This window comes from Thiemannella venezuelensis, from assembly GCF_014203605.1.
Lineage (GTDB): Bacteria > Actinomycetota > Actinomycetes > Streptosporangiales > Streptosporangiaceae > Planomonospora_A > Planomonospora_A venezuelensis.
The window spans coordinates 351,039-377,938 of record NZ_JACHJJ010000002.1 but is presented as its reverse complement, the minus strand read 5'-3'; the positions used below and the strand labels follow the sequence as shown (position 1 = coordinate 377,938).

24 protein-coding genes are annotated in these 26,900 nt (G+C 73.9%); 12 read left to right on the top strand and 12 right to left on the bottom strand.

The features are described from left to right. Positions 1-163 precede the first annotated feature (163 nt). Entirely contained in the window at positions 164-448 is a 285-nt protein-coding gene (locus FHS22_RS05270) for a YiaA/YiaB family inner membrane protein (protein WP_184938936.1), read from the top strand. Between the two features lie 105 nt (positions 449-553). Continuing rightward, positions 554-934, top strand: a complete 381-nt coding sequence (locus FHS22_RS05265) for a response regulator transcription factor (RefSeq protein WP_184938934.1) — start codon at positions 554-556, stop codon at positions 932-934. Between the two features lie 57 nt (positions 935-991). On the opposite strand, the gene thiI is transcribed toward FHS22_RS05265, so the two are convergent. The 3 genes from thiI to macS form a co-directional block, all read right to left on the bottom strand. After that, on the bottom strand, positions 992-2,194 hold the full coding sequence (gene thiI / locus FHS22_RS05260; protein ID WP_184938931.1) for a tRNA uracil 4-sulfurtransferase ThiI: 1,203 nt from the start codon (positions 2,192-2,194) through the stop codon (positions 992-994). Positions 2,195-2,285: 91 nt separating this feature from the next. Beyond that, positions 2,286-2,915 (bottom strand): response regulator, encoded by a 630-nt coding sequence (locus FHS22_RS05255; RefSeq protein WP_221473272.1) that lies wholly within the window; start codon positions 2,913-2,915, stop codon positions 2,286-2,288. An 18-nt stretch (positions 2,916-2,933) separates the two neighbouring features. Further along, the gene (macS, locus tag FHS22_RS05250) at positions 2,934-4,037 is read right to left on the bottom strand and encodes a MacS family sensor histidine kinase (RefSeq protein WP_184939083.1); all 1,104 of its coding nucleotides are present in this window, start codon (positions 4,035-4,037) and stop codon (positions 2,934-2,936) included. Between the two features lie 79 nt (positions 4,038-4,116). Here macS and FHS22_RS05245 point away from each other — a divergent pair, with 79 nt between their 5' ends. Then, positions 4,117-4,980 (top strand): MHYT domain-containing protein, encoded by an 864-nt coding sequence (locus tag FHS22_RS05245; protein ID WP_184938927.1) that lies wholly within the window; start codon positions 4,117-4,119, stop codon positions 4,978-4,980. A gap of 235 nt (positions 4,981-5,215) precedes the next feature. Here the strand turns inward: FHS22_RS05245 and FHS22_RS05240 are convergent, their stop codons facing one another. Beyond that, on the bottom strand, positions 5,216-6,241 hold the full coding sequence (locus tag FHS22_RS05240; RefSeq protein ID WP_184938926.1) for a 6-phosphofructokinase: 1,026 nt from the start codon (positions 6,239-6,241) through the stop codon (positions 5,216-5,218). 142 nt (positions 6,242-6,383) lie between these two features. Here FHS22_RS05240 and glpK point away from each other — a divergent pair, with 142 nt between their 5' ends. Continuing rightward, complete coding sequence (gene glpK, locus FHS22_RS05235) at positions 6,384-7,853, top strand: glycerol kinase GlpK (RefSeq protein ID WP_184938924.1); 1,470 nt, start codon at positions 6,384-6,386, stop codon at positions 7,851-7,853. 82 nt (positions 7,854-7,935) lie between these two features. Here glpK and FHS22_RS05230 read toward each other — a convergent pair whose 3' ends face one another. Then, a complete protein-coding gene (locus tag FHS22_RS05230; RefSeq protein WP_184938922.1) occupies positions 7,936-8,892 on the bottom strand; it encodes a lactonase family protein in 957 nt (318 codons plus the stop codon). A gap of 149 nt (positions 8,893-9,041) precedes the next feature. On the opposite strand from FHS22_RS05230, the gene FHS22_RS05225 reads away from it, so the two are divergent. Beyond that, complete coding sequence (locus tag FHS22_RS05225) at positions 9,042-9,953, top strand: bifunctional helix-turn-helix transcriptional regulator/GNAT family N-acetyltransferase (RefSeq protein WP_184938920.1); 912 nt, start codon at positions 9,042-9,044, stop codon at positions 9,951-9,953. A gap of 8 nt (positions 9,954-9,961) precedes the next feature. Here the strand turns inward: FHS22_RS05225 and FHS22_RS05220 are convergent, their stop codons facing one another. From FHS22_RS05220 to FHS22_RS05200, 5 genes are all read right to left on the bottom strand, one after another. Then, a complete protein-coding gene (locus tag FHS22_RS05220) occupies positions 9,962-10,429 on the bottom strand; it encodes a Dps family protein (protein WP_184938918.1) in 468 nt (155 codons plus the stop codon). 149 nt (positions 10,430-10,578) lie between these two features. Beyond that, positions 10,579-11,754 carry an alkaline phosphatase PhoX gene (locus FHS22_RS05215; protein WP_184938916.1) on the bottom strand — a complete coding sequence of 392 codons (1,176 nt, stop codon included), beginning with the start codon at positions 11,752-11,754 and terminating at the stop codon, positions 10,579-10,581. A gap of 181 nt (positions 11,755-11,935) precedes the next feature. Further along, positions 11,936-12,655, bottom strand: a complete 720-nt coding sequence (locus FHS22_RS05210; protein WP_184938914.1) for an SRPBCC family protein — start codon at positions 12,653-12,655, stop codon at positions 11,936-11,938. Next, positions 12,645-13,277: an ArsR/SmtB family transcription factor gene (locus FHS22_RS05205; RefSeq protein ID WP_221473214.1), complete on the bottom strand. Its 633-nt coding sequence runs from the start codon at positions 13,275-13,277 to the stop codon at positions 12,645-12,647. The genes FHS22_RS05210 and FHS22_RS05205 overlap by 11 nt, the downstream gene beginning before the upstream one ends. Before the next feature lie 132 nt (positions 13,278-13,409). Further along, complete coding sequence (locus tag FHS22_RS05200) at positions 13,410-14,750, bottom strand: MFS transporter (RefSeq protein ID WP_184938912.1); 1,341 nt, start codon at positions 14,748-14,750, stop codon at positions 13,410-13,412. Between the two features lie 72 nt (positions 14,751-14,822). On the opposite strand from FHS22_RS05200, the gene FHS22_RS05195 reads away from it, so the two are divergent. Beyond that, positions 14,823-15,812: a GlxA family transcriptional regulator gene (locus FHS22_RS05195; protein ID WP_260407656.1), complete on the top strand. Its 990-nt coding sequence runs from the start codon at positions 14,823-14,825 to the stop codon at positions 15,810-15,812. 154 nt (positions 15,813-15,966) lie between these two features. Here FHS22_RS05195 and FHS22_RS05190 read toward each other — a convergent pair whose 3' ends face one another. Continuing rightward, entirely contained in the window at positions 15,967-17,313 is a 1,347-nt protein-coding gene (locus FHS22_RS05190; RefSeq protein WP_184938908.1) for a carotenoid oxygenase family protein, read from the bottom strand. A gap of 207 nt (positions 17,314-17,520) precedes the next feature. Between FHS22_RS05190 and FHS22_RS05185 the strand changes: the two genes are divergently transcribed. From FHS22_RS05185 to mmuM, 5 genes are all read left to right on the top strand, one after another. Further along, positions 17,521-18,219: a MerR family transcriptional regulator gene (locus FHS22_RS05185; protein ID WP_184938906.1), complete on the top strand. Its 699-nt coding sequence runs from the start codon at positions 17,521-17,523 to the stop codon at positions 18,217-18,219. Beyond that, the gene (locus FHS22_RS05180; protein ID WP_184938904.1) at positions 18,216-20,594 is read left to right on the top strand and encodes a VIT domain-containing protein; all 2,379 of its coding nucleotides are present in this window, start codon (positions 18,216-18,218) and stop codon (positions 20,592-20,594) included. Before FHS22_RS05185 ends, FHS22_RS05180 begins: the two co-directional genes overlap by 4 nt. Positions 20,595-20,762: 168 nt before the next feature. Then, on the top strand, positions 20,763-22,391 hold the full coding sequence (locus FHS22_RS05175) for a DUF885 domain-containing protein (protein ID WP_184938902.1): 1,629 nt from the start codon (positions 20,763-20,765) through the stop codon (positions 22,389-22,391). Between the two features lie 141 nt (positions 22,392-22,532). Further along, a complete protein-coding gene (locus tag FHS22_RS05170) occupies positions 22,533-24,794 on the top strand; it encodes an arylsulfatase (RefSeq protein WP_184938900.1) in 2,262 nt (753 codons plus the stop codon). Between the two features lie 14 nt (positions 24,795-24,808). After that, positions 24,809-25,672 carry a homocysteine S-methyltransferase gene (mmuM, locus tag FHS22_RS05165; protein WP_184938899.1) on the top strand — a complete coding sequence of 288 codons (864 nt, stop codon included), beginning with the start codon at positions 24,809-24,811 and terminating at the stop codon, positions 25,670-25,672. Positions 25,673-25,794: 122 nt separating this feature from the next. Here the strand turns inward: mmuM and FHS22_RS05160 are convergent, their stop codons facing one another. After that, entirely contained in the window at positions 25,795-26,238 is a 444-nt protein-coding gene (locus tag FHS22_RS05160) for a DoxX family protein (RefSeq protein ID WP_184938898.1), read from the bottom strand. An 80-nt stretch (positions 26,239-26,318) separates the two neighbouring features. Between FHS22_RS05160 and FHS22_RS05155 the strand changes: the two genes are divergently transcribed. After that, positions 26,319-26,783, top strand: coding sequence for a MarR family winged helix-turn-helix transcriptional regulator (locus FHS22_RS05155; RefSeq protein ID WP_184938897.1), 465 nt, complete (start codon positions 26,319-26,321; stop codon positions 26,781-26,783). Positions 26,784-26,900 lie beyond the last annotated feature (117 nt).

Here is a 26,900-nt window from a genome sequence, read left to right as displayed (position 1 = left end):
CCGCCCCTCCCCGGCACCTCACCCACCACCCACCGCCCACGAGCATCCCGGCCCGGAGTACGGCCGGCGCCACGAGCCGCCGGCCGTACTCATGAGTAACCTCAGATGCGGCTGAGTACCCGCACTCACGCGCCGCACCGGGCGGGCGGTGGATCCTGGCGTCATGACCAAAGCGATCCAGCCCAGAAACAGCGGCGCCTTCTACGTCCAGTCGGTCCTGTCCTTCGGCGTCTCCGTCGGCGCCGTCGGCATCGGCCTGGTCTACCTGCCGGTCGAGACGTGGGTGCGCGCCTTCCTCGCCATCGGCGTCCTGTACGTCGTCACCTCGACGTTCACCCTGGCCAAGTGCGTCCGCGACCGCCAGGAACTCGCCGAGGTCACCACCCGTGTCGACCAGGCCCGGCTGGACAGGCTCCTCGCCGAGCACGACCCCTTCAAGGTCGACTGACCCGCCGCCCGGCAGACACCCGACCTCGGCAAAGGTCCTCAGAACCGCATGAATTCCGCCGACTTGGGAATTGCCTGAAAAGGAAGTATTTACGGGGGTGGGGTGATGGCCAGTGTCCTGGTCGTGGAGGACGACACCGACATCCAATTCATGATCAGTTTCTTGCTGAAGAAGGCCGGTCATGAGGTGCGCACGGCCGACGACGGGCAGGCGGCCCTGGACAGGTGGGCCGAGCAGCGATGCGATCTGGTGATCCTGGACTGGATGATGCCGGGGCTCACCGGCCCCGAGGTGTGCAGCAGGCTCCGCGCGCTGCCCGGCGGGCAGGACGTGGCGGTGCTCATGCTGACGGCCAAGTCGGAGAAGGACGACGTGACGGAGGCCTTCGCCGCCGGTGTGGACGACTACATGACCAAACCGTTCAGCCCCCGGGAGCTCCCCGAGCGGGTCGAGGCCCTGCTGGCCCGCGTGGCGCAGACCCGCTAGCGGGCGGCTCCGGCACCGCGCGGGGGAACGGCGCCGCGCGGGTGGAGCCATGCCGCCTCAGGCCTCCAGCTTGTACTCCTGGAGGGAACCGGCGAGCTGTACGGCGAGCTCCTCGGCGTCCAGGCGCCTCTCGATCTGCTTCAGGTCGGCGATCTTGGCGGCGGTCTCCGCGCGGCGCGGGGCCAGCAGGGTGCAGCAGTCCTCGTCGGGGAGCTCGGAGATCGCCAGCGTGCCGATCTTCCTCGCGGTGGCCATGATCTCGGTCTTGTCGAGGCCGATGAGCGGGCGCAGGACCGGCAGGTCGACCGCGTCGTCCTGGGCGGTGATGTTCTGCAGGGTCTGGGAGGAGACCTGGCCCAGGGAGTCACCGGTGACCAGCGCCCCGGCGCGCAGGCGGCGGGCGACCTCCTCGGCGGTCTTCAGCATCAGGCGGCGCTGGGCGATGACCGCCAGGCGGTCCTGGCCGGAGGCCTTGATGGACTGCTGCGCCTTGCCGAAGGGCACCACCCACAGGCGGGAGCCGCCCTGGAACCTGTCCAGCGCCCGCACCAGCGCGTAGGCCTTGTAGATGGACTCCGAGGTGGTGAACGGGATGCCGGAGAAGTGCAGGAAGTCCACCCGCAGGCCGCGGCGCATCATCCGGTAGGCGGCCACCGGCGAGTCGATGCCGCCGGACATCAGGACCAGGCCCCGGCCGCTGGTGCCGACCGGAAGGCCGCCCTGGCCGGGCAGGCCGCCGGTGTAGACGAAGACCTCGTCGCGGTCCACCTCGATCGAGACGACCAGCCCGGGGTTCTTCAGGTCGACCGGGAGGCCGTAGATCTCGTTGAGCTCGCCGCCGACCGAGCGGTCGAGCTGCATCGAGGTCAGCGGGAAGCGCTTGTCGCGGCGGCGCGAGCGCACGGCGAAGGAGACGCCGCGCCTGACGTCCTCCCGGTCGGCGAGCAGCTCGATCGCGGCCTTGGTGACCGCCTCCGGGGTCTTGGCGACGCGCCAGGCCCGGTGGACCCAGACCAGGCCCGGGACGTAGGTGATCCGCTCGGCGATCGCGTCGGCCGTCTCGGGGCTCGTCCCGTCCGGCAGGAAGACCGCGATGACGCCGTGGCGCTGCCGCAGGTCGACCTTGAGGCCGGACTCCTTCAGCGCCGCGCGGATGTTGGCCTGCAGCCGCCGCTCGAAGACCTCGCGGTTCCGTCCTTTGAGGACGACCTCGCCCAGCTTGAGCAGCACGCAGGGCTCGCCCAGTGCGGACACGGTCATGGCGGGAACCTCCGGTGAAGCTGCGGGGTGCGGGGTGAGGAGCGCGGAGCTGTCAACAGGCAACGCCGCGCCCCGGCCACTTTAGTCCCGCCTAGGACTCGTCGAGGCCCCGCTCGATGGCGTAGCGGACGAGCTCGACGCGATTGTGGAGCTGGAGCTTGCTGAGCGTGTTCTGGACGTGGTTCTGCACGGTCCGGTGGGAGAGCACGAGCCGCTCGGCGATCTGCTTGTAGGACAGCCCCTTGGCGACCAGCCGGAGCACCTCGGTCTCCCGCTCGGTCAGGTGCGGCCCGGTGGCCGGGGCGGGCCGGGCGGCCAGCCGGCGGTACTCCCCCAGGACGAGGCCGGCCAGCCCGGGGGTGAAGACCGCGTCCCCTCCGGCGGTGCGGCGGACGGCGTCCAGGAAGTCCTCCCTGCTCGCCGACTTCAGCAGGTATCCGGAGGCGCCGGCCTTGACGGCCTCCAGCACGTCGTCCTGCTCCCCGCTCGCCGAGAGCACCAGCACCCGGGGCGGCGGCTCCGCCGCGGCCAGCCTCCTGGCCACCTCCACGCCGGACAGGTCGGGCAGCTGCAGGTCCAGCACGACCAGCTCGGGCCGGACGGCCGCGGCCACGCGCACCGCCTGGCGCCCCTCGCCGACGGCGGCCACCACCTCGTAGCCGGCCTCGGCCAGGTCCCGCGCCACCCCGTCGCGCCACATCGGGTGGTCGTCCACCACCATCACACGCATCCCCCCAGACTAAGCCGGGACGGACATCTCGATCTCGGTGCCGCGGCCGGGGGCCGAGACCACGGTGACCGTCCCGCCCAGATCCTCGACGCGGCCCCGGATCGACTGGGCGACGCCGAGCCGCCCACCGGCCTCGGCCTGCTCCAGGCGGCCCTCGGGGATGCCCGGCCCCTCGTCCCGGACGGTCACGGTGACCGCGCCGCCGTCGCTCTCGGCGAACACCCAGGCGGGGGCGTGCGGCCCGCAGTGCTTCACCACGTTGTCCAGGGCGGCGCCGACCGCGGCGGACAGCTCCCCGGCCGCCGCGGCGGGCAGGGTCAGCGGGGTGGCCGGGACCGAGACGGTGACCGTGCCGGAGCCGTACCCCTGGAGCAGGGTGCGCAGGTCCACGGCGCCCGCCGGGGCCGGCTCCGGGCGGAGCCTGACCAGCTCGCGCAGGGCGGCCTCCTGCTCGCCGGCGAGCCTGCCCAGCTCGGCGGCCTCGCCGCCGGCCTCCTGCCCGCGCCGCTGGACGAGGGCGAGCACCTGGAGCACCGAGTCGTGGATGCCGCGCGCGAGCCGCTCCCGCTCCCGGCCCGCCGCCTCCAGCTCGACCGCCTCCTGCATGCGCGCCTCGGCCTTCCTGGCCAGCCGGGCGACGTGCCCGACCAGAACACCCGCGAGGAAGAGCAGCACGGTGCCGTTGACCGGCAGCCTCTCGAACTCCACGCCGCCCGCCCCGCGCGTCTGCAGGTCGGCCAGGGCGACGACGGCGGCGGCGAGGGCGCCCAGCCGGCGCCCGCCGTACACCGCCCAGGCCAGCACCACGCCGCCCATCCAGGTGGCGGTGACCGGGAGGCTGTCCTCCTGGTGGACGCCCTGCACGACGGGGGTGGCGAGCAGGCAGCCGAGGGTGACCAGCATGTCGGCGGCGAGCAGCGGCCGCCCGCGGAACCCCTCGACGGAGTAGGCGAAGATCGTCGCGGCGGTCCACAGCGCCATGATTCCGATCACCAGCCAGCCGGCCGCCGGGTTCGCGTACCCCCCGGCGCGGGCGAGCAGGATCGCCGCGTACACGAGGGAGGCCGCGCGGAACACCGCGACCGTCCGCCAGAACGGGCCCTCGATCCCCATCACGGCTCGACCCTATCGTTCGGACAAATCGCCCTTTCCTGCAATAATTACCCATTCCCTCTCACAAAGAAGCCGGAACATGTCTCACGTAGACCACTTCTCCTCGGGCCTGCTCACCCCTTCGCTGGCCTACCTCGTGTCGAGCATCGGATGCATGCTCGGCCTCATGCTCACCGCCAGGGCCAGGGCGGCCACGGGCGCCGCCCGGGCGCGCTGGCTGACCGGCGGCGCGCTCTCCATCGGCGGCACCGGCATCTGGGTGATGCACTTCGTCGCCATGATGGGCTTCTCCGTCGGGGGCGCCCAGATCCGCTACGACGTGCCCCTCACCGCCGGTTCGGCGGTCCTGGCGATCGTCGTGGTGGGCGCGGGGCTCTTCCTCGTCTCCCGCGGCGACGCGAGGACCGTCCCGCTCCTCGGCGGCGGCCTGCTCACCGGCCTGGGCGTGGCGGGCATGCACTACCTCGGCATGGCCGCGATGAACATGTCGGCGCACGTCTCCTACGACCCCGTGCTCGTCGGCGCCTCGGCGGCGATCGCGGTCGCCGCCTCCACCGTGGCGCTCTGGTTCACGATGCGGGTGCGCGGCGTGGCCGCCACCGGAGGCGCCGCACTGATCATGGGCGTCGCGGTCTGCGGCATGCACTACACCGGCATGTTCGCGATGGACGTCCGGCCGACGGTCTCGCTGGTCCCGATCGAGGGGGCCCGCGGCATCGACTTCCTGCTCCCGCTGCTCGCCCTGGTCAGCCTGATCAGCCTGGGCCTGCTGCTGGCGGCCATCCTGTCCCCGTCGGAGCGGGAGATGCAGGTGGACGCCGAGCTGATGGCGCGCCTGGAGGAGCAGCAGACCGGGAGCTTCGCCGCCGTCCCGCGCACCGCGCTTCCCGCGCCGGCCGCGGAGCCGAGGCGTCCCTCGCTGTTCGACGCCCCCGAGAGGTGATGTACGGCTTGCGCCGCCGTGGGCCGCTTGGTCGAGGCGCAAGCCGTACTCGGAGGGGGTGCAGCGCGGTCGCCCGCCCTGCGAGCGCAAGGCTAGGGCGGACCGCTTGCAGACCGCTTGCAGGGCCGTGCCCGGCGGAGGCCGCCGGGCACGGCCGCGGCCGGTCGCGGCGGCGGCCCGCCGCCGTCAGCGGCCAGCCGTCAGCGGTCAGCCGTCAGCCGTCAGCCGTCAGCCGTCAGCCGAAGAAGACCTCCGCCTCCTCGTAGCGGCCGACCGGCACGGTCTTGAGCTCCTTGGTCGCCTCGTCCAGGCCGACGGCGACGATGTCGGTGCCCTGCAGGGCGACCATCGTGCCGAACTCGCCCTCGTGCACCGCGTCGATGGCCCGCAGGCCGAAGCGGGTGGCGAGCACCCGGTCGAAGGCCGTCGGCGTGCCGCCGCGCTGGATGTGGCCGAGCACGGTGGTGCGGGCCTCCTTGCCGGTGCGCTTCTCGATCTCCCTGGCGAGGACCTCGCCGATGCCGCCGAGCTTGACGTGGCCGAAGGCGTCGAGCTCCCCGTCCTGGAGGGCCATCTGGCCCTCGACCGGGTGGGCGCCCTCGGCGACCACGATGATCGGCGCGTAGCGGGTCTTGAAGCGGGACTCGACGTAGGCGCAGACCCGGTCGATGTCGAACGGCTTCTCCGGGATGAGGATGACGTTGGCGCCCGCCGCCATGCCCGCGTGCAGCGCGATCCAGCCCGCGTGGCGGCCCATGACCTCGCAGATCAGCGCGCGGTGGTGCGACTCGGCGGTGGTGTGCAGCCGGTCGATCGCCTCCATGGCGATGTTGACGGCGGTGTCGAAGCCGAAGGTGTAGTCGGTGGCGTTGAGGTCGTTGTCGATCGTCTTGGGCACGCCGACGACCTTCACGCCCCGGTCGAAGAGCTGCTTGGCGACGCCGAGGGTGTCCTCGCCGCCGATCGCGATGAGGGCGTCGACGCCCGTCTCCGCGAGGTTCTCCTTGATCTTCTCGACGCCGCCCTCGATCTTGATCGGGTTGGTCCGCGAGGAGCCCAGGATCGTGCCGCCGCGGGGCAGGATGCCCCGCACGGCCTGGATGTCCAGCGGCATGGTCTCGCCTTCGAGCGGACCTCTCCAGCCGTCCCGGAAGCCGACGAACTCATGTCCGTAGACCCCCACGCCCTTGCGCACGACGGCGCGGATAACGGCGTTCAGGCCGGGGCAGTCGCCGCCCCCTGTCAACACTCCAATACGCATGGCATCCTCCGGTGGTGGTTCCGAGGCAAGACGGCCAGACTAAGTGGGGTGGTGCGGCCGGCGGTGGATTTCCCCGCCGACGCAACGCATTCTGCCTCCCGGGCAGGGCAATGGTCTAGACCAAGCGAAGAGGAGTGTCCGCATGTCGGTTCTCGCGATCGACGCCGGGACGACCGGGGTCACCGCGCTCGTCGTGACCGAGGACGGCCGGATCGACGCACGGGGGTACCGGGAGTTCGCCCAGCACTTCCCCGAGCCCGGCTGGGTGGAGCACGTCCCCGAGGAGATCTGGCAGGCCACGCTGGCCGCCTGCCGCGCCGCCCTGGACCGGGCGGGCACCGCCCCGTCCTGCGTCGGCATCACCAACCAGCGCGAGACCGCCGTGCTCTGGGACGCCGCCACCCTCGCCGCGCCCCGCCCGGCGATCGTCTGGCAGGACCGCCGCACCGCGGAGATCTGCGCCTCGTTGCGCGAGGCCGGCCACGAACCCCGGGTCGCCGAGCTGACCGGGCTCCGGCTCGACCCCTACTTCACCGGGAGCAAGTTCGCCTGGCTGGCCGGGCACGACCCCCGCGCCTGGGAGCACGTGACCGGCGGGCGGGCGGTCGTCGGCACCGTGGACTCCTACCTGGTGGCCCGGCTGACCGGCGGCGCCCGGCACGTCACCGACCCCTCCAACGCCTCGCGCACCCTCCTGTACGACCTGGCGGCGGGCGGCTGGTCGGCGGAGCTGTGCGAGCTGTTCGGCGTCCCGATGGGCGCGCTGCCGGAGATCGTGCCGAACTACGGGGAGATCGGCAGGACCGACCCGGCCTCCTTCCTCGGCCTGGACCTGCCGATCAGCGGCCTGGCGGGAGACCAGCAGGCCGCGCTGTTCGGCCAGACCTGCTTCTCCCCCGGTGACGTGAAGTGCACCTACGGGACGGGCTCGTTCATCCTGATCAACACCGGGAGCGAGATCGTCAGATCGGACGCCGGGCTGCTGACCACGGTGGCCTGGCAGACGCCCTCCGGTGAGATCACCTACGCCCTGGAGGGGGCGGTCTTCGTCACCGGGGCCGCGGTGCAGTGGCTGCGCGACGGCCTCGGGCTGATCGACTCCGCCCCGGAGTCCGAGGCGCTGGCGCGCACGGTCCCCGACAGCGGGGGCGTGGTGTTCGTGCCCGCGCTGACCGGCCTGGGCGCGCCGCACTGGGATCCCGGCGCCCGCGGCACCATCCTCGGCATCACCCGGGGCACCACCCGTGCGCACCTCGCCCGCGCCACCCTGGAGGCGATCGCGTTCGAGGTGCGCGACGTCGTGGAGGTCATGACGGGCGCGGCGGGCCTGAAGGTGCCCGCGCTGAAGGCCGACGGCGGCGCGAGCGGCAACGACCTGCTCATGCAGGTCCAGGCCGACCAGCTCGGCGTCCCGGTCGAGCGCCCGGCGATCCAGGAGACCACCGCGCTGGGCGCCGCCTTCCTCGCCGGGCTCGGCACCGGCCTGTGGTCCTCGGCCGGGGAGCTGCGCACGACCTGGACCCTGGACCGGCGCTTCGAGCCCGGCACCCGGGACGGCGCCGCCTACGCCCACTGGCTCAGGGCCGTCGAGCGGGCCCGCTCCTGGGCCTGACCGGCCGGCCGCGCGCCGGGCCCCCGCCGGACCGCCCGCGCCCGCCTTCCGCCCGGCCGGGGAGCCGCGGCCGTCCCCGCCCTCAGGCCGGCGGGAGCACGCAGGAGGGCGTTCCGGTGGCGAGGACCGCCGTCGCCGGCTGCGGGACCCCGTCCTGCAGCGGAAGCACCGCGACGCCCCCGGAGTTCTGGTTGGCGACGTACAGCCGGTCGCCGGCGATCGCGAAGTGGCGCGGCCACTCGCCGCCGCAGGGAACCTCGGCGACCGCCGCCAGGTCCGGTCCCGCGAACACCGCGATCGTGTCGGGGCCCCGGTTGGCGACGTAGACGCGGCCGCCGTGGACCTCCAGGTGGGAGGGGTGGTTCCCGGCCTCCGTGCCGCTGGCGGCGACGGCGGCCACCTCCCGCCAGGCGGAGTCGTAGGCGCGGACCGTGCCGTCCAGCTCGCCGGCCACGTACCAGTGGCCTCCCCCGGAGTCCTCCGACCACGCCATGTGCCGGGGGCCCATGCCGGGCGCCAGCCGTACCGGGCCGTCGGGGTGCTCGGACGCCTCCCCGTCCCGGACCAGGAAGCGGCGGACCTCGTCGGTGCCCAGGTCGGTCACGTACAGCACGCCGCCGGGGCCGAAGGTCGCCTGGTGGGCGTGGGCGCCCTCGCGGTACGGGAAGGCCCGCGCGGTGGTGAGCAGCCCGTCCGCGCCGATGCCGTGCACGCTGACCGTGCCGTCGCCGTAGTTGGCCACGGCCAGCAGCGTCCCGTCCGGGTTCACCGCCAGGTGGCAGGGGGAGGAGCCCTCGCTGGAGCGCCGGGCGAGCGGCCGCAGGGCGCCGTCCGCGCCGATGCCGTGCACGCTGACCGTGCCCTGCTCGCTCTCCCCCACCGCGTAGAGCACCGGGAGCCGGGGGTGGAGGGCGAGGAAGGACGGCCCGGAGGCGGGGGCCTCTCCCCGCCGCTCCAGGGTCTCCAGGTCCACCAGGAGGATCCCCGCGCCGGACCCGCCGGTGTCCGGGGTGTATCCACCGATATATGCAGTACCCATCAACATGCTCCCGTGGTCATGGTCTATCAGCCAGTTTGCGAAGGTAGCGCAGTATTTCCGATGGGACACCGTCTACCGGCGGGTAACGGACGATCTCCGGCCGGCCTCGATCGTTGACTCAGTCAAAGAAATCGTTGAGAGTGTCAAGCATGAATGAGAGCATCGACGGCCACGTCGCCGAGGTCCGGGCCTTCAACCGCTTCTACACCGGGGTCATCGGCCTGCTCGACCAGGGCATGGTGGGCACCCCCTACTCCCTCACCGAGGGCAGGATCCTGTTCGAGCTGGACCGGCACGGCCGGCTGGAGGCCGGCGAGCTGCGACGGCTGCTCGGCCTCGACGCCGGCTATCTGAGCCGGATCCTCAGGCGGTTCGAGGCCGACGGGCTGGTGGCCCGCGAGCGGTCGGCCGCCGACGCCCGGCGGCAGGTGATCGTGCCGACCGGGGCGGGCCGGGCCGCCTTCGAACTGCTCGACGAGCGCTCGGCCGAGCAGGTGCGCGGACTGCTCGGCGGGCTGGACGAGGAGGACCGGCGGCGGCTGGTGGCGGGCATGGCGGCCGTCCGGGAGGTCCTCGGCCGGGCTCCGCGGCGCGAGCCGTACGTCATCAGGCCGCCCCGCGCGGGCGACCTCGGCTGGGTGGTGCACCGGCACGGCGTGCTCTACTGCTCCGAGTACGGCTGGGGCCAGGACTTCGAGGCCCTGGTGGCCAGGATCGTGGCCGACTACGCCGACCGCCGCGATCCCCGGCGGGAGGCCGGGTGGATCGCGGAGGTGGACGGCGAGCGGGCCGGGTGCGTGTTCTGCGTGCGCAAGGACGACGAGACGGCCCAGCTCCGGCTGCTCCTGGTCGAACCGTCCGCCCGGGGCATGGGGATCGGCGGCCGGCTCGTGGACGAGTGCCTGCGCTTCGCCCGGGAGGCGGGCTACCGGCGGATCACGCTGTGGACGCGGGACGTGCTGACCGCCGCCCGGCGGATCTACCGGGCGGCGGGCTTCGAACTGGCCGAGGAGGAACCGGGCGCGGGCTTCACCGAGCAGGTCTGGACCCGCGGCCTCTGACGCGCCGGTCAGCGCTGGGCCTGCATCATCCAGTGGTGCTTCTCGACGTCCTGGGTGATGGCGATGAGGATGTCCTGCGTGGCCGGGTCGGCCTCGCCGGTGGCCTCGACGCGCTCGCGCATCCTGCGGCCGATCGACTCCAGGATGTCCGTCATCGCGGCGACGACCTTGCCCGCGTCCAGGTAGCCGGATTCGACCTGGGGGACCCTGCTGGAGCCCGCGACGGTGGAGGCGCGGCCGTCGGGGGTGATGCCGAGCGCGACCGCCCGCTCCGCGACGGTGTCGGCGTGCGCCCGGGCGAAGGCGACGATCTCGTCCAGGTGCAGATGGATCTGGCGGAAGTTGTGGCCGATCACGTTCCAGTGGGCCTGCTTGGCCAGGAGCGAGAGGTCGAGGAGGTCGACGAGCGCGCCCTGCAGCGCCTCGCCGACGGTCTTCTGGTCGGCCGGCTGGAGCGGACTTGTGATGGCAGACATGGACTTACCTCCCATTAGTCAATAAACAGCCCTCGTGGAGCAGGAGGCCCCATACCCATCGACATGCGCTCTATGTCGGTCCGCCCGAGCCGGAGCGGGCCGCCGAACCGGCGGGCGGCCCGAGGCCGTACCGCCGGCCTGCCCCGCCCTCAGCGGCGGAACGGGCCGGTGACCTCGTAGGTGACGCCGTCGGTCCCGGCGGCGTCACCGCGGGCGCCGCGCTGGGAGGAGAAGTACAGGCGGGTGCCGTCCGGGGAGAAGGCGGGACCGGTGATCTCGGACTCGGGATGGCCGTCGATCCGCAGGAACGGGGTGACCACGCGGTCCGGGGTGATCAGGTTGATCTCCATGTTCCCGCCGTCCTCGGCGACGTAGAGGTCCCCGGTGGGGGTGCCGGTGATGTTGTCCACGCCGGTCAGCGGGGCGTCGGCGTCATAGGCGATCCCCAGCCGCTCGTTCTCGGCGTCGTAGGCCCAGACCCGGTTGTCGCCCTTGGTGGTGAAGAAGCAGACGCCGCCGTCGTAGTGGCAGCCCTCCCCGCCGGAGAAGTGCTTGGCCGCCCGCACCTGGTGCCGGGTCGGGACCAGCGGCGCCGCCGGGTTGGGCACCCGCTCCCAGGTCACCGGGCCGGTGCCGGAGCCCGCGCAGAGCACCTCCAGCCGCCCGGCCGTCAGGTCGCCCCACACCTCCGGCCGGAACCGGTAGAAGCAGCCGTCGGTCTCGTCCTCGGTCAGGTAGACGACCCGGCGGTCGGGGTCGCAGGCGGCGGCCTCGTGCTTGAAGCGGCCCATGGCCAGGCGGGGCATCGCGGCGCGCTCGCCGTACGGGTCGCACTCGAAGACCCGGCCGCGCAGGATCTCCTCGCACGACAGCCAGGTGTCCCAGGGGGTGCGCCCGCCGGCGCAGTTGAGGTTGGTGCCCGACAGGATCCGGTAGGCCCCGCGGATCTCGCCCCCGGGGCCGAACCTGATCGCCGAGGCCCCGCCGAGCAGCGGGACCTCGGAGTTGGACACGTAGATCCAGCCGTCGCCGTCGGCGAAGCACGCGCCGCCGTCGGGCGCCGGGTGCCAGCGCAGCCCGCCGACCCTGCGGCCGGTCCTGGCGACGATCCTGCCGGTGAACCCCGGCGGGAGCGCGAGACCGTTGGCGTCGGGCGCGCCGGGCGGGCCGTACGGGCTCCCAAAGGAGGCGCGCGGACCCGCGGAGGGGACACGCGGACCCGCCTCCCCCGGCGGGGTGACGCACGCGGCCTCCTGCCAGAGCGAGCCGGTGAACACCGCCCCGGCGGTCAACCCTCCGGTGCGCAACAACGTACGGCGAAGCATGGCGCCTCCTCGTTGTCTTCACGGTAGGCGGAAAGTAGATCGAATGTAGATGAACACCCGCATTTCCCTCACTCAAACTTTCCGCGAATCCGGGAGCGAACGGTGTCGGCGGATCTCCTCCCCGGCCCACCGGCTTCCCGCCCCGCGCCTCCCCGGCCCGGAAGGCGCGGGGCGGGAGCGGTCACCCGGCGGGCTCGGCCGGGAAGTGCCGCTCCCACCACGCGGTCCAGCGGGACTCCAGCGCGCCGAACTCCTCGTCGCCGAGTCCGTACGAGGTGAGCACCATCATCGCGGCACCGCCCCGGCCGGCGGGCGAGGCCGGGCTCTGGGCGGCGACCAGCAGGCCGTCGCCCCAGCCGTCGACGGTGAGGCCGAGCTGGCGGTCCGAGCGGAACCAGACCTCACCGGCGAGCGTCTCCCCGGTGGGGGCCGCCAGCTCGTACGGGCTCCCGGCGGGCGGTCCGGCCACGGCCGCGAGCCCCGCCGCCTCCAGGAGCGGCGCGCCTCCCGTGCCGGAGAGGAAGACGGTCCGCCGGTCGGCCCCGGGATGCCGCTCCAGCGCGAACCTGAGCTGGTGGACGAAGGTGATCCAGCCCTCGCTGATGTCGTCGTAGTAGGCGTCCCACTCCGGGTCGCCGCCGCGCGGGGCGCGGGTCAGCCGGAGCCGGGTCCGGTCGCCGTGGCCGGTCAGCTCGAACCGGTCGCCGCCCTGGACCTCCAGCCGGTGCTCGGCGGCCGACTCGACGGCGTCCTGGTGGTAGATGACCTCGATCTCCTTGTCCAGGCCGTCGAAGTGCCATCCGTGCCAGCGTCGGATCCGGCCGGGGTCGCGCAGGGCGTCCCACACCTCCTCCACGGGCGCGGAGATGGTGACCTCGACGGAGAACGGCTCAGCTGTCATCTTCGGCTCCTTGAGCTGCGGGAGTGGGATGCCCCCCGGCGACCAGGCGGTACGGCCGCCCTCCGGGGGTGTCGAACCGGGCCGCGACCCGCGCGACCGCCTCGGCGAGCTCGTCGGTGAAGCGGTGCACGTCGTCCGGGGCGCCGAAGCGCACCTCGGCCTCCAGGGTGAACGTCAGCAGCCGGACGCCCTGCCGGTCGGCGGCGCCGGCCATCCGGGTGACCTCGCGCACGGTCCCGGCGGCCACGTCGACGAGGTGCTCGGCGGCGTACCGGTCGGCGATGCGGCGGAACCCCCCGTCGTCCCGGCCCCCGTCGTCCCGGCCGTCCCCGCCGGAGGGGGTGAGCACGCCGGGGTCGACGAGGAAGGCGTTGGCGGTGGCGCGCATGACCCGCTCGGTGAAGCCGCGCCGCGGCCGCTCCTCCACCAGCTCGATCAGCCCGGCCTGCTCCAGCGCCTTGAGGTGGTAGTTCACCCGCTGGCGGGGCAGGTCGAGCTCGGCGGCGAGCCGGACGGCGGAGCCGGGCTCGCGCAGCCGGGCCAGCAGCCGCCTGCGGATCGGGGTGAGCGCCAGGCGCAGGCGGTCGGGCTCGTCCATGAGCGTCATCTCGGTCGCTGCCACCCCGCCATGAGATAATGGAAAAATTAATCTGTCAATTGGTGCCGATCACGGGCCTCGGAGGAGACCCGCCTCCGGACCCGGGTCCGCGGCACGCTTCACGGGCCCCTCCGGCGTGCCGGAGGGGCCTCCCGCTCAGCCCCGGGCGCCGTCCGCCACCAGGTCTCCCCCGCCCTCCCCGGTACGGCTCCCGCCCTTCCCGCCGCGCGCCGCGCGGGCCCTCGACCGGCCGATCAGGATCGAGAGCACGGCGGCGCAGACGCTCAGCGCCCCCGCGCCGTACCAGGCGAGGGCGTAGTCGCCGAGGTGGTCCCTGACCAGGCCCGCCGCGGTGGCGGCGAAGGCCGCGCCGACCTGGTGCGAGGCGAAGACCCAGCCGAACACGATCGGCCCCGCCGCACCGAAGTGCAGGCGGCACAGGGCGACGGTCGGCGGGACGGTGGCCACCCAGTCCAGGCCGTAGAAGATGATGAACACCAGCATGCTCGGGTGTGCCGACTCCGCGAAGAGCCCCGGCAGCACCAGCAGGGACGCGCCGCGCAGCGCGTAGTAGACGGCCAGCAGGATCCGCGAGTCGACGCGGTCGGTGAGCCACCCGGAGAGCACGGTGCCGGCGATGTCGAAGATCCCGACCAGCGCCAGCAGGCCGGCGGCCGCGGTGACGGGCATGCCGTGGTCGTGCGCGGCCGGGATGAAGTGCGTGCCGACCAGGCCGTTGGTGGTCGCGCCGCAGATCGCGAACCCGCCCGCCAGCAGCCAGAACACCCTGGTCCTGGCGGCGTCCGCCAGCGCGCCGAGCGCCCGCCGGGCGGCGCCGCCCGGCACGGGGACCGCGGGGGCCGTCGCGGGGACCTCGGGTGCGCCGCCGTACGGGCCCAGGCCCACGTCGGAGGGGTGCTCCCTGAACAGGAGCAGCACCAGGGGGACGACGGCCAGCGCGGCGCCGGCGGTCACCAGCGAGGCGGCCCGCCAGCCGTGGGACTCCGACAGCGCCGCCGCCACCGGCAGGAACACCAGCTGCCCGGTCGCCCCGCCCGCGGTGAGCACCCCGGTCACCAGACCGCGGTGGCGGACGAACCAGCGCCCGGTGACCGTCGCGACGAGCGCCAGCGCCATCGAGCCGGTGCCCAGCCCGACCAGCACGCCCCAGAGCAGGACGAGCTGCCAGCCGGTGGTCATGAACACCGTCAGACCGCTGCCGAGCGCCACGAGCCCCAGCGCGTACGAGACGACCCGGCCGATGCCGAAGCGCTCCATCAGGGCCGCGGCGAAGGGCGCGGTGAGGCCGTACAGGAGCAGGTTGACCGAGACGGCCAGTGAGATCGTGCCCCTCGTCCAGCCGAACTCCCGCTGCAGCGGGTCGATCAGCGCGCCCGGGGTCGCCCGGAAACCCGCCGCTCCGACCAGCGCGACGAACGTCACCGCCGCGACCACCCATGCCCAGTGCACCCTGGGACCCGCTCCGTTCCGTGCCATGAGGGCAAGGCTTCCCTATCCCGCGGCTTCCGGGCCAGTGGCCGGAAAGCCATGATGTGCAAGAATCCGGCCATGGAGCCTCACCTGATCGCCGTCCTCGTCCTGGACGGGGTGGTCCCCTTCGACCTCGGCACCGCGACGCAGCTCTTCGGAGCCGCCCGCGACGACCGGGAGCGGCCCCTCTACCGGATCAGGGTCTGCAGCCCGGACGCCCGGCCGGTGCAGGCCTCCGCCGGGTTCCGGATCCTGACCGGGCACGGGCTGGAGGAACTGGACCGGGCCGGCACCGTGGTCGTGCCGGGGGTGCACGACCCCAACGAGGCGATCCTGCGGGGAACGCTCGATCCCGCGATCGGGACCGCCCTGACCCGGGCCGCGCGCACCGCCCGGATCATGTCGATCTGCACGGGGGCGTTCGTGCTCGCCGCGGCCGGACTGCTCGACGACAGGCCGGCGACCACGCACTGGCGCTACGCCGAGCGCTTCCGGACGATGTTCCCCCGCGTCGGCCTGGACCCGGACGTCCTGTTCGTCGACGACGGCGACGTCCTCACCTCGGCGGGCGTCGGCGCGGGCGTGGACCTGTGCCTGCACGTGATCCGCGGGGACCACGGGACCGAGGCCGGCAACCGCACCGCGCGGCGGTGCGTGATGCCGCCGTGGCGTCCGGGCGGCCAGTCCCAGTACATCGAGCGCCCGGTGCCGTCCGTTTCCGGCGCCTCCACGGCCCCCGCGCGCGAGTGGGCCCTGGCCCACCTGGACGAGCGGCTCGACCTGCGCTCGCTGGCCGCGCAGGCCCGGATGAGCGTACGCACCTTCACCCGCCGGTTCCGCGAGGAGACCGGCGTGAGCCCCGGCCGGTGGATCGCCCGGCAGCGCGTCGAGCGCGCCCGCCACCTGCTGGAGAGCACCGACCTGCCGGTCGACCTCGTCGCCCGGCACTCCGGATTCGGCACCGGTGCCGCCCTGCGCCAGCAGATGGCGGCCGTGCTCGGCGTCGCACCCAGCGCCTACCGCGGGACCTTCCGGTCCGCCGGTCACGCGCCCGCCCGCCGGGGGTGACGGAGGCCTGACGGAGGCCGGAGCCCTTCCGCTCAGGACGCGGGACAGGCCGCAGGAGAGGTAGGTCACGGCACCGACGACCACCGCTGTCCGTGGGATCGGCGGGATCACCTGCCAGGACGGGGACGAGCGCCAGGTCCGGTTTCCCCGATGCTCAGGCCGGGATCCAGTTGCCGTGGAAGCCCGCGGGGATGCGCACCGGGACGTGCACCTCGGCGAGCGGGGGCGCGGTCAGGTCGGCGGCGTCCAGGATGGCCAGGTAGCCCGTGCCGGCGCCGCGGTCGTGGGCGAACGTCATCAGGAAGCCCTCGTTCTCCCCGGTCCCGGCTCGGGGCACGAAGACGGCCTCGCCGCAGGTGTGGCCCGGAGGGAGGCGGTGCACCGCCCGTTCGCCGCCGGTGAGGTCGTAGGCGTAGATCTCCGACCGCTCAGGCTCGGCGTCCAGGGAGAAGCTCGTCGTGTAGCCGTACCGGTGGGGCAGGCCGAGCACCGCGTCGGCCACCCGAGGGTATTCGCTGGGCGCGTCGTCGAGCGGCTCCTCGGCGACCGTGCCCGACCTCAGGTCCAGCGTCCAGCGGTGCACGACCGGGAGCCCGCCCTCCAGGTCGTCGGCGCCGCCGCGCCACAGCGTGGGGACGCGGGTGCCGGTGACGGTGATCGTCTCACCTCCGGAGTCTTCGAAGGCGTTCATGGTGTGCCACACGTAGCACGGGGCGACGTCGAACCAGCGTACGGGCGCGTCGTCGCCGGCCGTACGCGCCAGCACGCCGAACCGGGCGCGGTGCGCGTCGTCCCAGCGCCACGGCGGTCCGCCCGCCGCGGCCTGGACGTGGTCGAAGACGACCGGCAGATCCATGAAGATCACGTGGTTGCGGGTAATGGCGAAGTCGTGCATCATCGTCGCCCGCGGCACGTCCACGACCCGCCTCTGCACCACCTCGCCGGTGGCCGAGGCGCGGTAGTGGGTCAGGTACGGCGGGCGCAGCCCGTAGCCGAAGAACAGCAGCTCACCCGTGATCGGGCAGATCTTCGGGTGCGCGGTCATCGGGGTCCGCAGGGCCCCGTCGAAGGTGTGCGCCCCGATCGTGGCCAGGTCGGGTGTCACCTCGTACGGGAAGCCGCCCTCTTCCAGGGCGAACAGCCGGCCCGCGTGTGTGATCAAGTGGGTGTTGGCCGTGGACACGCGGTAGTCGATCCGGCCGGTCTCCTGGTCGAAGGCGAGAGCGAAGCGGGACTGGCCGGGGTGCTCGTACAGCGGCGTACGCACGTACCGGTTGCGATACCAGCGCGCCCTGCCGCCCTCCAACGCGATGGTGTGGATCATGCCGTCGCCCGCGAAGGAGTGCGGCGACCAGCCGGTACGCGGGTTGGGCCCGTTGCGGAAGAACTGCCCGTTCAGCTCGGCCGGGATCTCACCGACGACCTTTGACGGCTGCAGGGTCACCTCCTCGGAGACCGGCGCGTTGTTGCCCGCCAGGTGCAGGGGCACGGTTTCGGACATGCTGGAGCTCCTGTCGACATGGGTGGAGACGCCGACAACCGTGCACGAGAAAATCCGCCGGCAACAGTCTTGTTCTCCCCTTCCGCCTCAGCCGCCCGACAGAGCCCCAGATGAGGGCCGTCTCAGAGAACCCCAGGCGGGCCCGTGCGACGCTCCCGGCGGAGCCCGGTATTGACACTGTCATAATTACAGTGTCATTCTGGGTCCATGGAATGGACGATCGGCGAACTGGTGGAACAGGCCTCCGCCGTGCTCGCCCCGGCCGGGCAGCTCAACGGCCGGGTCAGGGACGTGCCCAACGAGCGCCTCGTCCGGTGGTACGCCACGATCGGCCTGCTGGACCCGCCGATGGCCCGGCGCGGACGGATCGCCCTGTACGGCAGGCGGCACCTGCTCCAGCTCGTCGCGGTCAAGCGCCGCCAGGCGGACGGCAGGAGCATCGCCGAGATCCAGACCGAGCTGACGGGAGCCACCGACCGGACCCTGGAGGCGATCGCCCGCCTGCCCGGCGGGCCGGGCGGCACCGGACCGGAGGGCGGCGCCTCGGGCACGGCGGTGCCCGCGACCGCCCGGCCGCGCTTCTGGGCCGCCCCGCCGCCCGCCGGAGCGTCCGGCGCACCACGCCCCGGGACGTCGCCCACCCCGGCGGCCCCCGGCCGCCCCCAGGCCCCCGCCCTCCCCCCGCAACCGGCGCCCCCGCCACCCGCCGTCCCGCCACCCGCCGTCCCGCTGCCCGCCGTCCCGCTGCCCGCCGTACGGCTCGCGCCCGGTGTGACGCTCCTGCTCGACGGCGCGGGCCGTACCCCGTCCGAAGCCGACCTCGCCGCGATCGCCGCCGCCTCCCGGGCGCTGGTCGCGGTCCTCCGCGAGCGCGAGCTCGCTCTCCCGGAAGGAAACAACCAATGATCACTTCGATCACCCCGCTCCGGCCGGACGAGTGCGAGCCGGCCCCCGACGCCGGGCTGGGCGCGCTCGCCACCGAGCGCGGCAACCTGCCCCTGGAGAGCGTGGACGTCACCGCCGGCATCTCCGGCATGAGCGCCCGGGTCCAGGTCGCGCAGGGCTTCCGCAATCCCTTCGACGTCTCGCTGGAGGCGACCTACATCTTCCCGCTGCCCGACCGGGCCGCCGTCACGGCCTTCCGGATGGAGGCCGACGGCCGGGTCGTCGAGGGCGTGCTGAAGGAGCGCGGCCAGGCCAGGGCCGACTACGACCAGGCCGTCTCCGAAGGCAGGCGCGCCGCGATCGCCGAGGAGGACCGGCCCGACGTCTTCACCATCAGGGTCGGCAACGTCGTGCCGGGCGAGCGGGTCACCGTGCACCTCACCCTCGACCAGCCCCTCCCCTACGAGGACGGCGCGGCGACCTTCCGCTTCCCCCTCGTCGTCGCCCCCCGGTACATCCCCGGCACCCCGCTCGACGGCGAGCAGGCCGGCGGCGGCTGGGTATCCGACACCGACGCGGTCCCGGACGCCTCCCGCATCACCCCGCCCGTGCTGCTGCCCGGCTTCCCCAACCCCGTCCGGCTCTCGCTCGCCGCCACGATCGACACCGCCGGCCTGGAGCTGCGCGAGCTCCGCTCCAGCCTGCACACGGTCGTGCAGGAGGGGGACACGGTACGGCTCCAGCCGGGTGAGCGCCTGGACCGCGACTTCATCCTGCGCCTGTCGTTCGACGCCTCGGGTTCCCTCGCACTGGTCCCCGACGCAGAGGGCGACGGCACGGGGGACGACGGCACGGGGGGCGAGGAGGGCACGTTCGCGCTGACCGTCATCCCGCAGGAGGCCTCCGCCACCGCCGCCCCCAGGGACGTCGTGCTGGTGCTCGACCGGTCGGGCAGCATGACCGGCTGGAAGATGGTCGCCGCCCGGCGCGCCGCCGCCCGCATCGTCGACACGCTGACCGGCGGCGACCGCTTCGCCGTGCTCTCCTTCGACACCGTGGTGGAGGGGCCCGACCGGCTCGGCGAGGGGCTGGTGGAGGCCTCCGACCGCAACCGCTACCGGGCGGTGGAGTATCTCGCCCGGCTGGAGGCCCGCGGCGGCACCGAGATGCTCCGGCCGCTGGAGCAGGCCGTCGCGCTGCTGGCCGACCGGTCCAGGGACCGGGTCCTCGTGCTGGTCACCGACGGGCAGGTCGGCAACGAGGACCAGATCCTCGAACGGCTCGGCGCCCGGCTGGCGGGGGTGCGCGTGCACACCGTCGGCATCGACCGGGCGGTCAACGCCGGGTTCCTCAGCCGGCTGACCGGGTTCGGCAAGGGCCGGTGCGAGCTGGTGGAGTCGGAGGACCGGCTGGACGAGGCGATGGAGCACATCCACCGCAGGATCGGCGCGCCCCTGGCCACCGACCTGTCGCTCAAGGGCGACGGGCTCGACCTGCTCCCCGGTACCGCAGGGCACCTCGGCGCGATCTACCCGGGCGTCCCGCTGGCCGTCCACGGCCGCTACCGGGGCGACGCGGCGGGGACCGTGGTGCTGGGCGGGCTGGACGCCGCCGGGCGGCCGTGGGAGCGCAGGACCGCCGGGACCCGGGTGGACAACCCCGCCGTGCGGTCGATCTGGGCGCGGGCCCGGCTGCGCGACCTGGAGGACCGCTACGCGGCCGGGGACCACTCCCTGGAGGAGGAGATCATCGCGACCTCCCTGGAGTACGGCGTGCTCTGCCGGTTCACCGCGTTCGTCGCGGTGGACAGCAGGGTGGTCGCCGAGGGCGGCCCGGAGCACCGGGTGGTCCAGCCGGTGGAGCTCCCCAGCGGCTGGGCGGCCCCGCCCGTCGCGGCCGCGCCGATGGCGATGAACCTGATGGCCGCGCCCGCCGCCATGCCGATGGCCCCGCCGTCCCCGGCCATGCCCGCGGGCACCCCCATGCCCCGGATGGCCGCGCCGGGGTTCGCCCCGCCCGGCGGCGCGTACGGCGGCGCGCCGGAGCCCGGCGCGAGCGGGGCCATGGACTGGATGGAGCAGGAGCGGGAACGGGGCTCCGGGCGGCGGGAGGACGTCCTGGACCCGCTCCGGGCCCAGCTGGCCGAGGAGCTCCGGCGGCTGCGCGCCGCCGCCTTCCTGCGGGTCGCCGACCGGCTCCGCTACCTGGTCGAGCTCGGCGGGCGTCTGGCGGTGCTGGCCGCGCACCACGGCGGGCACGCGAGGCTGGAATCCCTGGCGAAGGACCTGCGTGAGCCCGCGGTGGACGTGGACACGCTCTGGCAGCTGGCGGTGAGCACCCTGGAGGCGCTCACCGCGCCGGAGCCGGAGAAGCGGCGCCCCTTCTGGAAGCGGTGACCCCCTCCTCCGGAGGCCGGAGGCGAGCCGCTTCCGGCCTCCGGGAGGGGCCGCCTCCCGGAGGGACCGCCGGGAGGCGGCCGCGCCCCGCGGTCCCTCGTCGCCCGGCAGGTCAACGCGGCGCGGTCCACCGGGTCGGGCGGGCGCCCGGTGGGTTATCGTGCCGGAATGACGAGTCCGATCTTCAACCTCTGCGACGAACACGTGACCCGCGCCGCGTCGCTCGACCCGGTCGGCGCCGCGGCGGAGGGCATCGACGTCGAGTTCGCCGCGACCTCCGACTACGGGCCGGACGGGTACGCCGCCCGGGCCGCCCTGATCGGCGAGACCCTCGGCAGGCTGGCCGCCCTGGAGCCCGAGGGCGAGGCGGACCTGCGGGCCGCGGCGCATCTGCGGGAGCGGCTGGAGGCCGAGCTCGCCTGGCACGAGATCGGCGAGCCGCTGCGCGCGGTGCAGGCGCCGTTCGGGCTCCTCACCAACCTGCGGGACAGTGTGGACCTGCTGCCGCACGAGAGTGAGGACGACTGGCGGAACGTGGCGGCGCGGCTGGCGGGCATGCCGGAGATGCTGGACGGCTGGCGGGCGAGCGTGGAGGAGGGCCTCTCGCGCGGCCTGCCCGCCGCCCGCCGCCAGGCGCTGGAGCTGGCGGTCCAGCTGGAGCTCTTCTCCTCGGGCGCCACGCACAAGGGCCTGATCGGCTCCTACGGGGACGGTCCGGCGCGGGCCGCGCTGGAGGAGGGCGCGGCGGCGGCGTACGCCGCCTACGCCGGGGCCGCCCGCTACCTGCGCGAGGAGTACGCCCCCCGGGCGGCCGAGGCCGACGCGGCCGGCGCGGAGCGCTACGCGGTGAACTCCCGGCTTAACCTGGGCGCCGACATCGACCTGGCGGACGCCTACCGGTGGGGCTGGGAGGAGCTGGCCAGGATCGAGGCGGAGCTGGCCGCCGAGGCGGACCGGGTACGGCCCGGCGCGTCGGTGGCGGAGGCGACCGCGATCCTCGACGAGACGCAGTACGTCGAGGGCCTGGACGCCTACCGGGGCTGGCTGCAGGACCGCCACGACGAGGCGATCGAGCGGCTGCACGGCGCCCACTTCGACATCGCCGAGCCGCTGCGCCGGGTGGACGTGACCCTGGCCCTGGACTCGACCTCGGGCGCCGCCTACTACACCTCGCCGAGCGAGGACCTGTCCCGGCCGGGCCGCACCTGGTGGCCGGTGGGCTCCGAGCGGCGGTTCACCACCTGGAACGAGCTGACCACGGTCTTCCACGAGGGCGTGCCCGGCCACCACCTGCAGCTCGGCCAGACCCGGGTCACCGGGGACGGCCTGTCCCGGTTCGGCAGGAACTCCTGGGTGAGCGGGCACGGCGAGGGCTGGGCGCTGTACGCCGAGCGGCTCGCCGACGAGCTGGGCTGGTTCTCCGAGCCGGGCACCCGTCTGGGCATGCTCGGCGGGTCGGCGCTGCGGGCCGCCCGGGTGGTCATCGACATCGGCGTGCACCTGGACCTGCCGCTCCCCGACGGCTCGAAGTGGACCTTCGACAAGGCGTGCGAGGTGCTGCGCGACCGAGGCCGGTGCGAACCGCACCGGGTCCGCGCCGAGGTGGTCCGCTACTTCGGCTGGCCGGGCCAGGCCCCCTCCTACAAGCTGGGCGAGCGCGCCTGGCTGGCCGCCCGCGAGGAGGCCAGGCAGCGCCAGGGCGCCGCCTTCGACCTGCGCCGCTGGCACACCGCCGCCCTGGACCTGGGCCCGGTCGGCCTGGCGGGTCTCTCCGAGGCCCTGCGCCGCATCGGCTGACGCGGGGCATCGCCGTCCGGGGTCCGCGGCCTCGCCGTTCCGGCCGCGGCGCCCGTCCCGCCCCGTCCCGGCGGCGCGGCGCGGCCCGGCGGGCGCCCGCCGAGCTTACCTAGCGACCGGTTGGTACCTATAATCCGCGGCATGATCGAGTACGAGGGGTTCCCGGGGCGGGTCGGCCGGACGTTCGCGGGGTCGGAGCCGTGGTGGCCGCCACGGGCGTCGGCGGCGGGGAAGCCCAACGTCGTCATCGTTCTCGCCGACGACGTGGGCTTCTCCGACCTGGGCTGCTACGGCTCGGAGATCCCCACCCCGCATCTGGACGCGCTCGCCGCCGAGGGCGTGCAGTGGACGAACTTCCACGTCACGCCCATGTGCTCGCCGACCAGGGCCGCGCTGCTGACCGGGGTGAACCCGCACCTGACCGGGGTCGGCCACGTCGCCAACTCCGATCCCGGCTTCCCCGGCTACACCGGGGAGATCTCCCTCGACGCGGTCACCGCCGCCGAGATCTTCCGGGACGCGGGGTACGCCACGTTCGCGGTCGGCAAGTGGCACCTCACCAAGGACTCCGACATGTCGGACGCCGGGCCCCGGCACGCCTGGCCGCTGCAGCGCGGCTTCGACCGCTTCTACGGCTTCCTGGAGGCCTTCACCAACTTCCACCACCCGCACCGGCTCATCGAGGACAACCACACGGTCGAGGTGGACCGCTACCCCGACGGCTACTACCTGACCGACGACCTCACCGACCGGGCCATCGGGATGATCCGGCAGCTGCGGGCCTCGGACCCGGACCGCCCCTTCTTCCTGTACTTCGCGCACGGCGCCGCGCACGCGCCGCTCCAGGCCAAGGCCGCCGACATCGCCGCGCACCGGGGCGCCTACGACGCCGGCTGGGACGTGGTCCGCGAACGCAGGCACCGGCGCCAGATCGAGCTGGGCCTGCTCCCGGAGGGCACTCCCCTGCCGCCGCGCGAGGCCGGGCCCGGCGACGACGTCCCGGCCTGGGACGCCCTCGGCGAGGACGAGCGCCGGCTCTTCGCCCGCTACATGGAGGTCTACGCGGCGATGATCTCCAGCATCGACGCGAGCGCGGGGCGGCTCCGCGCCGCGCTCGCCGAGCTGGGCGAACAGGAGAACACGGTCTCCGTCTTCACCTCGGACAACGGCGGTTCCCGGGAGGGAGAGGAGCGCGGCACCACGCAGTACTTCCGCACGCTGCTGTCGAAGAACAGCGGGCACGACCGCGAGGACCCCGCCGCCGACCTGGCCGGGATCGACCTGGTCGGCGGGCCGCGGACGCTGCCGCACTACCCGCGCGGCTGGGCCGCGGTCTCCAACACGCCGTTCCGCCTCTACAAGATCAACACTCACGCGGGCGGGCACTCGGTGCCGTTCCTGCTGTCCTGGCCCGCCGGGCCGGCCGCCCCGGGCCTGCGCGACCAGTGGGCCTTCGTCACCGACCTGCTGCCCACCCTGCTCGACCTCACCGGGATCGAGGCCGCCGAGGGGCTGCCCAGGACCGGCGTCTCGCTGGACGGCCCGCTCCGCGACGCGGCGGCCGCGCACGGCCACACCGAGCAGTACTTCGAGCTCGGCGGGAACCGCGGCTTCTACCGCGACGGCTGGGAGGCGGTCACCCGGCACCGGCCGCTGACCCCGTTCGGCGACCACGAGTGGGAGCTGTACGACCAGCGGGCCGACCGCGTCCAGCTCCGCGATCTGGCAGCCGACCGGCCGGAACTGGTGGCCGAGCTCGCCGCCGCCTGGGAGGAGGCGGCCCGCGAGAACCTGGTCTACCCGCTGGACGAGGGCTCGCGCCTGCGCTACCTGCTCCGCCCGCCGTGGCACGCCGACGCCGGTCCGGTACGGCTCACGCCCGCGCTGCACACCCTGGAGCGGTGGCGCTCGCTCCAGCTCGTCCAGTGGCGCTCGTTCACGATCGAGGCGGAGATCGCCGAGCCGGGCGAGGGCGTGCTGGTGGCCCACGGCGACCAGGGCGGCGGTTACGTCCTGTACGCGGCGGAAGGAGAGCTGGTCTTCGCCCTCAACGCCCACGGGGTGATGCACGAGCTGCGGGCGGGAGCCGTACCGGAGCGGACCGCGCGGGTGGAGGTGGGCGCGCCGGGCGGCTGGCTCTGGGACGTCACGGTGCTGGCGGACGGGCGGGAGCGGGCGTCCGCGGCGGGCCTGCCGATGCTCGCCGCGATGTCCCCGTTCGAGGGGATCGACGTCGGGATCGACCGCCGCTCCCCCGTCTCCTGGGAGCTGTACGAGGCCCGCGGCCCCTTCCCCTTCACCGGCACGCTGACCTCCGTCACCTACACCCCGGGCCCCTTCGCTCCCGACGCCGGGCGGAACTTCCTGGAGATCGTCCGTGAGATCGGGCTCCGGTACGAGTGACGTACAGTGGCGAGATGGTGATTCTCGACGGCGGGCTGGCGACCCGTCTGGAGGCGCTCGGCGCCGACCTGAGCGACGAGTTGTGGTCGGCGAAACTCCTGGTGGAGAACCCCTCCTTGATCCGCCGGGCGCATCTCGACTACTTCGCGGCCGGGGCTCAGGTGGCGACCACGGCGAGTTACCAGGCGAGCATCCCGGCGTTCCGGCGCAGGGGGCTGTCCCTGCACGAGGCCGAGGAGCTGATCCGGTTCTCGGTACGGCTGGCCGCCGAGGCCAGGGACGACCACGGGCAGGGCGCGGTCGCCGCGAGCGTCGGACCGTACGGGGCCTACCTCACGGGCGGCGCCGAGTACACCGGCGACTACGACCTCGACGAGGACGGCCTGGTCGCCTGGCACCGGGGCCGCTGGAACATCCTGGCCTCCGCCGGGGCCGACTTCCTGGCGTGCGAGACCATCCCGTCCTACGCCGAGGCCCGCGCGCTGAAGCGCCTGCTCGGCGAGACGCCGGGCGTGCGGGCCTGGGTCAGCTTCTCCTGCCGCGACGGCGAGCACATCAGCGACGGCACCCCGCTGCGGCGGGCCGCCGAGTTGTTCTCCGGCGACCCGCAGGTGCTCGCGGTCGGCGTCAACTGCACCGCGCCGCGCCACCTGCCCAGCCTGATCGGCCAGGTCAAGGAGAAGCCGGTGATCGTCTATCCCAACTCCGGCGAGGACTGGGACGCGGCGAACCGGCGCTGGACCGGCCTGGCCGACCCGGTCGAGTTCGGCGCGGCGGCGGCCGGATGGCACGCGGCGGGCGCGGCCTTCATCGGCGGCTGCTGCCGCACCACTCCGGAGCACATCCGGCGGATCCGCGAGCACCTCTGCGGGGTTTGACGCGCTCCCCGGCCTGAAGGCCGGAGCACTGCGGACGATGCCGGCAGCGCCCCGCAGCCCCCGCAGCCCCCGCAGCCCCCGCAGGGCGGGATCCCCTCGGACAGGCCCGCCGCGGGAACAGGTCAGGCGACGGTGGCGCCGCTCCGGCCGGAACGGCGCCGCAGGAGGCCGTCGGCGGCGAGGGCCCCGCCCCCGCTGAAAGCGATCATCAGGCTCGCCGCGGCCAGGGCGAGGACGAACTCGTAACCGCCCTTGTCCGCCCCGAAACCGTTGGCGCCGTGCACGAACACGATCGCGCCGAGCATGTCGAGGGCGAGCAGGACGCCGAAGACCGGGAGCGCGGCGCCCAGGATGAGGGCGATCCCGCCCACGACCTCCAGGACCGCCACGGCGGGCGCGGCCACCCCGGCCAGCGGGACGCCGATCTGCTCGAAGAACGCCGTCGTCCCGGACAGCCCGCCGGTGAACTTCGTCAGCCCGTGCACGAGGAAGATCGCACCGATGGCGACCCTGCCCAGCAGCGTGGACACGGACCGCGCCTGCTCAAGCCGTGCCTGGTCGAACATGACACCTCCCACATAGTTCGAATTTGAACAACTCCACCATGCCAGATAGTTCAAATTCAAACAACAAGTAGACTGGGCGGATGACGGGAACGCGCTGGCTCGACGATCGCGAGATGGCCGCGTGGAAGGCCTATCTGACCGCGTCCCACCTGCTGGAGCGGCGCGTCGAGGAACAGCTGAAGGCCGACGCGGGCTTGACCCACGCCCAGTACGAGATCCTCGCCAGGCTCTCCGCCGCCCCCGGCCGGCGGCTGCGGATGACCGAGCTGGCCCACGGCGTCGTGGTCTCCAAGAGCGGGCTCACCTACCAGATCGACCGGCTCGAGAAGAGGGGCCTGGTGGAGCGGTCCACCTGCCCCTCCGACGACCGCGGCGTCCTGGCCGTGCTCACCGACCGGGGGGCGGAGTGCCTGGAGCGCACCGCGCCCGGCCACGTCGCCGTCGTCCGCGAACTGCTGATCGACCTGCTGACACCCGGCGAGCTGGAGACGGTGACCCGCGTCATGAGCAGGGTGGAGACGGCGACCCGCGCCGCGGCGCGCTGACCCCGGCAGGGACCTCGCCCGACGGGTCCCCCGCGGGCCGCCCCGGATGCCCCGGGCGCGCGCGAGCCCCCGGCCGGGATACCTGGTGTGGGTACCCGGCCGGGGGCTCGTGCGCGC